The organism is Mesorhizobium sp. M7A.F.Ca.US.014.04.1.1 (genome assembly GCF_003998745.1).
GTDB lineage: Bacteria > Pseudomonadota > Alphaproteobacteria > Rhizobiales > Rhizobiaceae > Mesorhizobium > Mesorhizobium ciceri.
This window is the reverse complement of sequence record NZ_RZRW01000158.1, coordinates 1-10,806: the sequence shown is the minus strand read 5'-3', so window position 1 is coordinate 10,806 and position 10,806 is coordinate 1. Positions and strand designations below refer to the sequence as shown.

General features: G+C 64.1%; 12 protein-coding genes. 3 read left to right on the top strand and 9 right to left on the bottom strand.

From position 1 onward, the window contains the following. Positions 1-37: 37 nt before the first annotated feature. The 3 genes from EOA22_RS13225 to EOA22_RS13215 all read right to left on the bottom strand — a co-directional run bounded on the left by EOA22_RS13225 (position 38) and on the right by EOA22_RS13215 (position 3,832). A complete protein-coding gene (locus EOA22_RS13225; protein WP_063170123.1) occupies positions 38-1,156 on the bottom strand; it encodes a P1 family peptidase in 1,119 nt (372 codons plus the stop codon). A gap of 4 nt (positions 1,157-1,160) precedes the next feature. Continuing rightward, a complete protein-coding gene (gene xseA / locus EOA22_RS13220; protein WP_063170124.1) occupies positions 1,161-2,792 on the bottom strand; it encodes an exodeoxyribonuclease VII large subunit in 1,632 nt (543 codons plus the stop codon). An 83-nt stretch (positions 2,793-2,875) separates the two neighbouring features. Then, positions 2,876-3,832: a LysR substrate-binding domain-containing protein gene (locus EOA22_RS13215; protein ID WP_063170125.1), complete on the bottom strand. Its 957-nt coding sequence runs from the start codon at positions 3,830-3,832 to the stop codon at positions 2,876-2,878. A 178-nt stretch (positions 3,833-4,010) separates the two neighbouring features. Between EOA22_RS13215 and EOA22_RS13210 the strand changes: the two genes are divergently transcribed. Continuing rightward, the gene (locus EOA22_RS13210; RefSeq protein ID WP_063170126.1) at positions 4,011-4,301 is read left to right on the top strand and encodes a DUF1127 domain-containing protein; all 291 of its coding nucleotides are present in this window, start codon (positions 4,011-4,013) and stop codon (positions 4,299-4,301) included. A gap of 160 nt (positions 4,302-4,461) precedes the next feature. Here the strand turns inward: EOA22_RS13210 and EOA22_RS13205 are convergent, their stop codons facing one another. From EOA22_RS13205 to EOA22_RS13190, 4 genes are all read right to left on the bottom strand, one after another. Further along, a complete protein-coding gene (locus EOA22_RS13205; RefSeq protein ID WP_024502320.1) occupies positions 4,462-5,508 on the bottom strand; it encodes a DUF937 domain-containing protein in 1,047 nt (348 codons plus the stop codon). A gap of 100 nt (positions 5,509-5,608) precedes the next feature. After that, on the bottom strand, positions 5,609-6,982 hold the full coding sequence (locus tag EOA22_RS13200) for a glutamate--cysteine ligase (RefSeq protein ID WP_063170127.1): 1,374 nt from the start codon (positions 6,980-6,982) through the stop codon (positions 5,609-5,611). 144 nt (positions 6,983-7,126) lie between these two features. Further along, on the bottom strand, positions 7,127-7,861 hold the full coding sequence (locus EOA22_RS13195) for a 16S rRNA (uracil(1498)-N(3))-methyltransferase (RefSeq protein ID WP_013530342.1): 735 nt from the start codon (positions 7,859-7,861) through the stop codon (positions 7,127-7,129). 31 nt (positions 7,862-7,892) lie between these two features. Then, positions 7,893-8,540, bottom strand: coding sequence for a hypothetical protein (locus EOA22_RS13190; RefSeq protein ID WP_063170128.1), 648 nt, complete (start codon positions 8,538-8,540; stop codon positions 7,893-7,895). An 88-nt stretch (positions 8,541-8,628) separates the two neighbouring features. On the opposite strand from EOA22_RS13190, the gene EOA22_RS13185 reads away from it, so the two are divergent. Beyond that, positions 8,629-9,327, top strand: coding sequence for a type 1 glutamine amidotransferase (locus EOA22_RS13185; protein ID WP_063170470.1), 699 nt, complete (start codon positions 8,629-8,631; stop codon positions 9,325-9,327). A gap of 293 nt (positions 9,328-9,620) precedes the next feature. Further along, the gene (locus EOA22_RS39530; RefSeq protein ID WP_013893872.1) at positions 9,621-9,752 is read left to right on the top strand and encodes a hypothetical protein; all 132 of its coding nucleotides are present in this window, start codon (positions 9,621-9,623) and stop codon (positions 9,750-9,752) included. A gap of 38 nt (positions 9,753-9,790) precedes the next feature. On the opposite strand, the gene EOA22_RS13175 is transcribed toward EOA22_RS39530, so the two are convergent. After that, positions 9,791-10,564: a metallophosphoesterase gene (locus EOA22_RS13175; RefSeq protein ID WP_063170129.1), complete on the bottom strand. Its 774-nt coding sequence runs from the start codon at positions 10,562-10,564 to the stop codon at positions 9,791-9,793. A 27-nt stretch (positions 10,565-10,591) separates the two neighbouring features. After that, positions 10,592-10,806: alpha-hydroxy-acid oxidizing protein (locus tag EOA22_RS13170; protein ID WP_206521281.1), on the bottom strand; the 215-nt coding region annotated here is incomplete at its 5' end.

Below are 10,806 nucleotides of genomic sequence, written 5' to 3'. Positions count from 1 at the left end.
TTGTTGCAGCGCGGGCTTCTGGCCCGCGTTTTTGTCTTCAGCCAAAGGTCTCCTTCAGCCACGTCTTCGGCAGCGCCGGCACGAAATTCCCGTCCCGTCCGGTCATATCGTCATTGGCAACCAGCGCGTTGAGGATTGCTTCCTCTACGGTCTGGATCACCGCATCGAAAAACGGATCGATGTCGGTATCGGGAATAAAATCGGCACTGGCGATGCGGCCGGATGGCGCCCGCGCGGCGCTCGCATTGGCGGTCGAGAAGGCGATGAAAATGTCGCCTGAACTGTGATACCCGAAGCCTCCGGTCATGGCGACGCCAAGCGGCACCCGTCGGGCCAGCCGCTTCATCTGATGCGGCAGGAACGGTGCGTCGGTGGCGATGACGGCGATGATCGAACCCTTTTCGGCGCGCGGTGTGCCTTCGCGGACAGCCGGTTCGACGAGTTGCGGCCCGGCGCGCAGGCCGCGAATGGTTATATTGCGCCGTTTGCCAAAATTGGACTGCACGAAGGCGCCGACCGTATAGGCACGGCCGTGCCATTCGACGATGCGCGATGCCGTGCCGGAGCCGGCCTTGAAGCCGAAGGTGATCATGCCGGTGCCGCCGCCGACGCTGCCTTCCTCGATCGGTCCGCCGGCGGCACCGTCGAGGGCCTGCGCAACATGCTCCGACGTCAAATGGTGGCCGTTGATGTCGTTGAGGAAGCCGTCATAGGTCTCCGCCGCCACCGGCAGTCCCCAGCCGCTGTCGAGCGCCGCCGGCAGCACGCTTTGCATCCAGCGCAGCGTGCCGTCGCGGGAAACACCGCAGGAATGCGTGTTGGTGATGGTGATCGGGAAGTTGAAAGCGCCGGTTTCCTCGACGATGTGCGAGCCGGTCAGTTCGCCGTTTCCGTTCTGGCTGAAGATCCCGGCGAAGACCGGGTTGGCGAGGTCGGCAAGCGGCCTGGGCAGGATCGCGGTCACGCCGGTGCGCACCGGTCCCTTGCCGACGACAAGCGCGCCATCGCCCGAGATCAGCGTCGCATAGCCGACCGCGACGCCGGGCACATCGGTGATCGCGTTGAACGGTCCAGGCCGTCCGTCGAAGCCGATGCCGAAATTTCGCGCGCGCGGTTTGCCTGAGGGCGTTGCCAGATGATGCGGATTGTCGGTCATGGTGTCAGAATAGGGATCCCTGATTGCCAGGCTCTTTGGCCTTGGCCGCCGGCTTGGCCACGGCTTTCGGTTTTGCCGTGCCGCTGATTGCCACCGCATCGGCGGTCCCGTCGGCGAACTCGAGCGAAAGCGCCATTCCCGACGCCACGTCGGCAGCCTGCTTGACGACGGTGCCATCCGCATCTCTCACCAGCGCAAAGCCGCGGGCCAGGACGGCCTTGTGCGACAGCGACGCCATCAACCTGTCGGCCTGGACGATGCGGCCGCGCAGGCGCTCCAGCCTGAGCACCACTGCTTGCGTGCCGCGTCTTGTCAAAGCTGTCAGCAAATCCCTCTGCACGCGTTGCCGCCGTGCCGTCGGCTCGATCGTGATGCGGCCTTGCAGCATGGCCAGTTGCTGCTTGTGCCGCTGCAGCGATGCCCTGGCACATTTTGGCAATTGATCCGCCGCCCGGTTAAGCTCCGCACGCCGGGCTCTTGCCATCGCACGCAGTGCCCCTTGTGCTCGCAAAAGATTGCGTTCGTTGGTGCGCCGGGCCTCTGCAATGCGCTGCGACAGCATTGCCGGTGTCAGTTTCACGGCAAAAAACCTTGCACGCTTGCGTTCGGTGGAGACCAACAGGCCCCGGCCCAGCCTGGATGTCGCCTCATCGAGGCGCCGGCGCGGCAGCGCCAGCAATTGATCGGGCGAGGGCAGAGCCCGGGCGGCGGCACGGGCGGCCTGCCGCTTGCGCTCGAAATTGCGCAGCACCGCCGCTTTCAGCCGCGCACCGAGGCTGGCAAGCGTTGCTTCGAGGTCGGCCTTCACCGGCACGGCGATTTCGGCCGCGCCTGTCGGTGTCGGCGCTCGCACGTCGGCAACGAGGTCGATCAGCGTCCAATCGGTCTCGTGGCCGACAGCCGAGATCACCGGAATGCCGGAAGCGGCAACCGCGCGGGCGAGCGCCTCGTCGTTGAACCCCCAGAGGTCTTCGAGGCTGCCGCCGCCACGCGCAACGATCAACAGATCGGGCCGCTGGATGGCGCCATCCCATGCCAGCGCGTTGAAGCCGTTGACCGCGGCAGTCACTTCCGCGCCTGACGTCTCGCCTTGCACGCGCACCGGCCAGACCAGGACATGCAGCGGAAAGCGGTCCTTGATGCGGTGGATGATGTCGCGGATGACGGACCCTGTCGGCGAGGTGACGACGCCGATGACGCACGGCATGAACGGCAGCAGCCGCTTGCGACCGGTGTCGAACAGCCCCTCGGCCTGCAGCCGCCGCTTGCGCTCCTCCAGCAGCGCCATCAGGGCGCCGGCGCCAGCCGGCTCCAGATTGTCGATGACGATCTGGTAGTTGGATTTGCCGGGATAGGTGGTGAGCTTGCCGGTGGCGATCACCTCCATGCCCTCTTCGGGACGGAACTTCAGCCGGCTCATCGTGCCTTTCCACACCACGGCGTCGAGCCGCGCGCGGTCGTCCTTCAGCGCGAAATAGGCATGACCTGAGGAATGCGGCCCGCGATAGCCTGATATCTCGCCACGCACCCGCACATTGCCGAAAACGTCCTCGACCGTGCGCTTCAGCGCGCCGGAAATCTCGCTCACCGTATATTCGGCGGCGTTGGTGCGTGATTCGGATGCTACTTCGCTCATCCGTCGATTGGGGAACGGTTGGGCGCCCGCGTCAAGGCGGTTGCGTCGGGCCAGCCGTTCATAACCCGCACACCTGGCCCTGCCTACCAGCCGGGCAGGATCTGGTTCGGCTTGGTTCGCCGCAGCTTGGTGAAGGCGAGCGCTGCGAAATCGAACGTTCCGGGGTCTTCGCCGACCGGCACCGAGATGTTGTCCAGGCTTTCCGAAATATGGCGGGCGAGCGCATCGACGATCTCCGGCCGCGACGTCTGGCCGCGCATGATGCCGATGCGGCAATCGGGCAGGGCGCCGAAGCCGTCGGCTTCGCCCAGCACCCGCATACCGGGTCTGAGCGCGCATTCCGGCAGCACCGAGATTGCCAGCCCGGAAAGCACCGCGGCGGTGATGACGGTGGCCGAGAAACTGGTGAACAGGATACGATAGTCGCGGTTCTGCTGGTCGAGCACATCGACGGCGGCGCGCCGCCAGATGCAGTTCGGCCGGCCGAAGGCCATCGGCAGCGTTTCCTGCTCATGCGTGGCATGATTGGCCGAGGTGACCCACAGCAGCGGTTCGCGCCGCACCACCTCCGACTGGCCGCGTACGTCGTTGTGCGTCACCAGCGCGAGGTCGAGATTGCCGCGCTTGATATGCTCGACCAGCCCCGGCGTCGGCTCGCAGATGACGGTGAGTTCGACGCGCGGATTGGAGCGGGTGAACCGTGCCATGATCTCGGGCAGGAAACGATCGGCGTAGTCGTCGGGCGTGCCGATGCGGATCGTGCCTTCGAGCCGCCGGTCGTCGAAGGCCGCCAGGGTCTCGCGGTTGAGATAGAGCAGCCGCCGCGCATAGGAGAGCAGCTTGTCGCCTTCCTCGGTCAGCCTGTTGGTGCGTCCGTCCTTTTCGAACAGCGGCTTGCCCAGCCGCTCCTCCAGCCGGCGCATCTGCATCGACACCGCCGACTGGGTCCGGTGCACCTCTTCGGCTGCTCGCGTGAAGCTGCCGGTGTCGGCAATCGAGATGAAGGTCTGCAACTGATCGAGATCGAGCGGCGATTTCATCGATATGATCCATCACTGGTGTTGATGGTAAAGATTAGAAACATTCGTTGGATTAATCAATCGGCCGATGGCAAATTGGCATTGTCCACATGAAGGCATGTGAATCGAAGCCGGAACGGCCGCTGTCGCCAGCGCCGATCGCAAGGCTTTGCCCGTTCGAGTCTGAAGGAGACCGACAATGACCACGTTCGATTTCGCCACCGAGACCCCGCGCATCACCTCGCGTCCGGCCGTTGCGACGCGCGTGGCCAACACCGTCTCCAACATCTACCGCGCCTGGAAAAACCGCCGCGCCTTTTATCGCCTTGGCGAGATGTCGGACGCCGAACTCGCCGATATCGGCCTGACGCGCGCCGACCTGCATGTCGCTATCGACGTGCCGTTTGGCCGCGACCCGACGGCGATGCTGCGCGAGATCGCCAGTGATCGCATCGAAACGATCGAGGATTTCGCTCGCAAGGTGGCCTGATCGGTTGCTTGTTGTTTAGGTTGCCGTGAACCTTTTCAGGGTTCGACGCGACTGACGAGTATGCAGGCTCCCACTCCCTGCCGGATCCCCCCGGCCCGCCTGCACTCTGCCCGGTCCTCCCAGGACCGGGCTTTTCTCTTTCTACCTCAGCGAAGACCGCCTACCGCCGGTCCATGTCCCGCTTAAACTGGTCGAAGATTGTCTCCACGCCCTTCTGGTAGTCATCACGCTGCTGGGCGCCGGTTTCGAACATCTTGCCGAACAGGTCGTCGAACGGGTTTTTCGGCCGGCCGCTCGGATTGGCCTGTGGCTGCGGTGCCTGACGTTGCGGGGGCGCTTGAGGCTGTTGCGGCGCCGGCTGTCCGCCGGGGATGCCGCCTAAGCCACCGCCACCTTGCCGCAGCATCTCCTCGAAGATTTTCCCCAGCGGATTGTCTCCGTAGGGGCTTTGCGTCTGCTGGGGCTGCGGCTGCGCCCGCCCCTGCGGCTGCGGCTGAGGCGCGCCACCGCCGAACATGTCCTGCAGCACCTTGCCGAGCGGATTGTCGCCGTAGGGATTGGGTGCCGGCTGCGTCTGGCTTTGCGGCTGTGGCTGAGCCGCGCCGCCGCCGAACATGTCCTGCAACACCTTGCCGAGCGGGTTGTCCATCGGGTTCTGGGGCGGCGGCGCCTGGCGCGGCTGCGGCGCCGGGGCCTGCATGCCGCCGCCTTGCCGCATCATCTGCTCGATGATCTCGCCGAGCGGATTGTTGCCGCCGCCGCCAAAACCGCCGGCGGCCTGCATCTGGTTTGCCGTCTGCTTGAACAGCCCGCCCATGACCATCGAGGCGATCGCCGGCAGCATCTGCTGCAGGATCTGCTGATTGACGCCGCTGGCTTGCGCCGCCTGGCTGGCCACGGCGCGAGACAGATCCTTCGAACCGAACAGGTGCCCGAGAATGCCGTTGCCCTCATCGACGCCTTGCGGCGAGAAGGCCCGGGTTGCGTCCTCGAAATACTTGGCGTGCTGGCCGCTGGCCATCGCCGTCATGAAGGCGCCGAGCCCATAGGGGTCGGCGGTGTTGCGTTGCAGCCCCTGCGAAAAGGCCGGCAGCAATGCGGCAACCGCCGCTTGCGTCTGCTGCATTGAAAGCCCGTATTGCTGGGCAAGGGCCTGCATGCCATTGCCGTTCTGGGCCTGCGTCAGCATGTCGAACAAGGTGGGCATCGGCGTCTCCTCCGGAAATCCTCGCCGAAGAAGCCTAGTTTGTTTCCACTTCCGATTGAAGCGACTTTTGCCGGCCGGTCAGCTTTGCCAAATCCGAGGGTTAATAGGCGTATTCCATGAAAACCGGCTCGATCGAGCCGCCCCAGCGCGTGTGGTAGGCCGACAGCATCTCCTCGGCGCTGGTGGTGCCCCGCGCCACCACTTCGTCCAACGTGTTGAGGAAGGAGGTCTCGTCGTAGCCGTCGCGGTTCTTCTTGCCACGGTTCTTCAGTCCCATGCGGGAAATGACCATCACGTCACGCGCGATCTCGCGCAGCGTGGTGTTGCGGAAGGGTGCGGAGATGCCTTGTTCCGGCACGGCATTGCGCATCGCCAGCGTTTCTTCATACGTCCAGCTCGAGGTCAGCGCCTCGGCGGCATCGAGTGCGGCCTCATCATAAAGCAATCCGACCCAGAAGGCCGGCAGCGCGCAAATGCGCCGCCATGGCCCGCCATCGGCGCCGCGCATCTCGAGGAAGCGCTTCAGCCGCACATCCGGGAACAGCGTTGACAGATGGTTCGCCCAGTCGCCCATTGTCGGCAGCCCGTCCGGCACTTCATTGCGCGCGGCCCCGGCCATGAACTGGCGGAAGGTGATGTGGGTCATGTCGTGATAGCGACCGTCGCGGATGACGAAATACATCGGCACGTCGAGCGCCCATTCGACATAGTCGGCGAAACCGAAATCGGGCGAGAAGCAGAATTCGAGCAGGCCCGAGCGCTGGTTGTCGGTGTCACGCCAAATGTCGCCGCGCCAGCTCTGCAAGCCGTTCGGGTGGCTTTCGGTGAAAGGCGAATTGGCGAACAAGGCCGTCGACAGCGGCTGCAGCTTCAACGACACCTGCATCTTGCGGCGCATGTCGGCCTCGCTCTCGAAGTCGAGATTCACCTGGATCGTGCAGGTGCGGTACATCATGTCGAGGCCCTTGGTGCCGACCTTGGGCATGTAGCGCGTCATGATCTCGTAGCGCGATTTCGGCATTTTCGGCGTCTCGGCAAGCGACCATTTCGGGCTGCCGCCGAGGCCGAGGAAGCGGATGCCCATCGGCTCGGCGATCTCGCGCACCTGCGCCAGATGGGCGTTGCCCTCGCGGCAGGTCTGGTGGATCGTCTCCAGCGGTGCGCCGGAAAGCTCGAACTGGCCGCCGGGTTCCAGCGAAATCGCACCCTGGCCGGTCGGTTCGACCAGGCCGATGATGCGGCCGTCATCGACGATCGGGTCCCAGCCGAGCTTTTCCTGCATGCCTTCGAGGATGGCGCGGATGCCGCGCTCGCCGCCATAGGGGACCGGTGCATTGCCGTCGACATAGAAGGGGAATTTCTCGTGCTCGGTGCCGATGCGCCATTTGTCGCGCGGCTTGTTGCCTTCGGCCAGGTGCTCGACGAGTTCGTCGACACCTTCGATCGGGCGGAAATCGGTCGTATCGCGCGCCATGATGGTACCCTCAGAGGCGGCCGGATGACCGCCGGCGGTAAATGGACGAAATGTCAGCAGACGATCAAGCGAAAAATCCTGAGCCACAGGTCAACAGGAATTGAACGTTGCTGGAACTCTGCGTCCCTTGCAAGGGATGACGTCTCACCAGTCTCCGACCGTTGCCTGCATCACCGCGAATGCGGCCACCGCCGCCGTATCGGCGCGCAGGATACGCGGGCCGAGCGGAATGGCGGTGACGAAGGGCAGGGCGCGCAGCATCTTGCGCTCGTCGTCGGAAAAGCCACCCTCCGGCCCGACCAGCAGCCCAAGCTTCTTTTCCTTGACCGCCTGCAGCGCGGCCAGCGGATTGTTGGTCGAAGCATCCTCGTCGCAGAAGATCAGCCGTCGCTCTGTGTCCCAGCCGGTCAACAGGCGGTCGAATTTTTCGGCTTCGCGCACCTGAGGCACCGCCAGGATGCCGCATTGCTCGGCGGCTTCGACGACATTGGCGCGCAGGCGATCGATCGACGGCTTGGCCACTTGCGTGTGCTGGGTAATGACCGGCTGCAGGATGCCGGCGCCCATCTCGACCGCCTTCTGCACGAGATAATCGAGCCGGCCCTGCTTCAGCGGCGCAAAGCAGTAGACGAGATCGGGCAGAGGCGGCTGCGGCCGCTGCAGCGCCGACACCTTCAGCCGCACCGCCCTTTTCGTCTTCGCCGATATGGCCGCCGACCACTCGCCGTCGCGGCCATTGAACACCAGGATTTCGGCGCCTTCGCCAAGCCGCAGCACATGCAGGAGATAGTGGCTCTGCTGTTGGCCGGCCTCGAATTCGATGTCCGGCGCGAGATCGTCGGTCACGAACAGACGTTGCATTTTGTAATTGGCGCGCATCGCCGAGGAATGAGCGAGCCGGCCGCCGGCGTCAAGCCTCGGCGGTCGGATGCCACACCGGCCGAAAGCCGTGCCGCAGCACGCAGAGCGTCGTGGCCGGCGTCAGTAGCGAGAGTGTCTTGCTTTTGAGCATGTCGAAATCGTTGGGGTGCTCATATCCCGCAAAGGACCAGCGCAGTGCCTTGCCGCTACGCAGGGCATAAACAGTGCCGCCATCCGCAACCACGACGCCGTCCGGCAGGCCGGCAAGGTCTTCAACCGCAATCACCGGCGGCTTGCCGCCTGACGCCAGCCGCTCCTTGTGCAGCCGCTTGTCGACCATCGGCGCGCGCGGTTCGGCGATGCCGAAGGCTTCGCCGAAGCGGCCGACGAAATCCCTGGCCCGTTCGCGCTGGCAAAAGAAGCAGGGGCGATGCCCGGCCGCCAGTGCGGTCACCTCGTCGAGGAAGAACAGCTCGGTCCAGCCCGCTTTACCGCCCTTCCTGTTGCGGCCCATCGGTTCGCGCCGCACATTTCGGAATTGGCAGACGCAGATGATCCAGGCTTGAAGCGCCCAGCGCTTTTTCTTGAGCGTCTTCGTCTCGGGGTCGTGGATGATGCCGCGATTGCCGGTGAACATGCCGCGATCGGGCACGGCATGGATGGCGCCGAACGGATCGACCCGGTTCTGCAGTGGCATAGTTTTCTCTCCGGACACGCATCTTGGCTGCAATGCGAGCGGCATGATATCGCTCGTCGCAGCTTTTTCATGTCAGCAGGGTTTTGCGATGCGGGTGCTGGTGGTCCAGAACTACGACAATACCGGCCTCGGCCAGGTCGGCGCAGCACTTGCGGAAGCGGGCGCCGATCTCGACCTGCGTCTCCCTTACAGGGGCGATCCCCTGCCGGATGACGCGGCCGGGCATGATGCCATGGTGGTGCTCGGCGGGGGCCAGAATGCGCTGGCCGACGATGAGTATCCCTATTTCCCGGCACTGCTCGAACTGACCCGCGACTTTGCCGACAAGGATCGCGCCGTGCTCGGCATCTGCCTGGGCAGCCAGCTCGTCGCTCGTGCCTTTGGTGGCGAGAACCGTATCGGCGGCGCCAATGAGTTCGGTTGGCACGGCGTGTCGCTGACGCCTGACGCCAAGGCCGATCCGGTTCTGGGCGCTCTACCGGCAAAGTTCCCGATCTTCCAATGGCACGACGACACCTTCGTGTTGCCCGAAAACGCCGTACGGCTTGCCGGCAACGAGGTCGCCGAGAACCAGGCGTTTCGCGTCGGCCGAGCCGTGTACGGTTTCCAGTTTCATTTCGAGGCCGACCGGCCGATGGTCAAGGACTGGAGCGCGTCCTTTGCCCCGACCATCGCTGCGCGCCATCCCGACTGGGCCGGCAAGCTCGATGGCGAAATGGCCCGCAACGGGCCCGATGCGGATGCCGCTGGCCTCGCCATTGCCCGGGCCTGGGTAGCGACCATCTGAGCGTTGGTCTCTCCGTACCCTCCAGCGTGACATAATTGGCACGCGGCGGTGAAACCGCCTGGGGAAAACGGTTTCATTCTTGGCTTGTGTCCGCCCGCCATCCTAGAAGGCGCGCGCTCTGCATCTTCTGTGCAACGGCTATGAACCTTTTGTGTGACCCGCGCGACACACCGTTGATACAGAACATGCCTAGAAGCGCAAAATCGTCGAAACTTTGAAGCGAATTCTCCGTTTCAACGCATTGGTAACCGCCTGGTGCACAGATGCAGAAAGCTCAACAAGAGATGACCTCCGTGAAAGCAGCGCTTCTGTCCTTTGCCATGTTGTCCGCCATCGTGCTGTGCGGTCTCGGCATCTATGCCGCCGACGCAGCCAACAACCACAACGCCGTCGACGGTTACGGCGTCACCGCCTCGCTGCGCTAAAGCGGGAAGCGTCTTTCGCGTCCTCCGACGCGCGGCGCTCAAGCTTCCTTAATCGTCATTGTCAGGATGCGTTTGTCCGCGCCGTCGATGACGAGCGCGCTCAGCATGCCTGATTGCCAGGCAAGCGTGTCGACATTGACGCGGTTTGCCATCACTTCCGCCTCCGGCACCGGCGTGTGGCCGTGCACCACGATCTTCGGATAGAGGTCGGGGTGGTTGTGGAAGACGTCGCGGATCCAGATCAGATCCTGCGGGTTTTGCTTCTCCAGAGGAATGCCCGGCCTGATGCCGGCATGGCAGAAGAAGAAGTCCCCGAAAGTCACGGAAAACGGCAGCGATCGCAGGAAGTCGATGTGGCTTTGCGGCACGGCCTCGACCAGTGCCTGATGTCCTCTGCGCACGGCCGATTCGGCCTTGCCGAACCACACGCTTGTGCCTTCACTGATCGTTACGCCGTAAGACTGTGCCGTCTGGATGCCGCCGAACCGGATGAAAAGCCCTTCCGGGTCAGGGGTCTTGAGAAAATCGAGAAAGCCGATGTCGTGGTTGCCGGCCAGCATCAGGTGACGAGGGTCTCGCTCTTGCGCTTCGATCAGGAAATCGATGACGCCCTTCGAGTCCGGCCCGCGGTCGACATAGTCGCCAAGATGGATGACGCGCCAGTCGGCAGGCGCCTCCTGCTCGATCTCGGCCCTGATGCGCAGATGCATGGCGGCCAGCAGGTCGAGCCGGCCGTGGACGTCGCCGATCGCATAGAGACGGATGCCGTCCGGCCCATGCGCGTCGAGAAAATGGATGCCGGATTCTGCCAACTTTTCGGTGTCTCCGTGGTCAGGCGGTCACGGGACCTGGCGCCGGAGCTGGTCCTTGCCCATGTCGGTGACAAGACGCTTTCCGCACAGCGCCAGCGTGATGTCCATCTCCTTGCGGATGATTTCCAACGCCTTGGTAACCCCTTCCTTGCCAAGCGCCCCCAGGCCGTAAAGAAACGGCCGGCCGATATAGGTTCCCTTGGCACCGAGGCAAAGCGCCTTCAGGACATCCTGGCCGGATC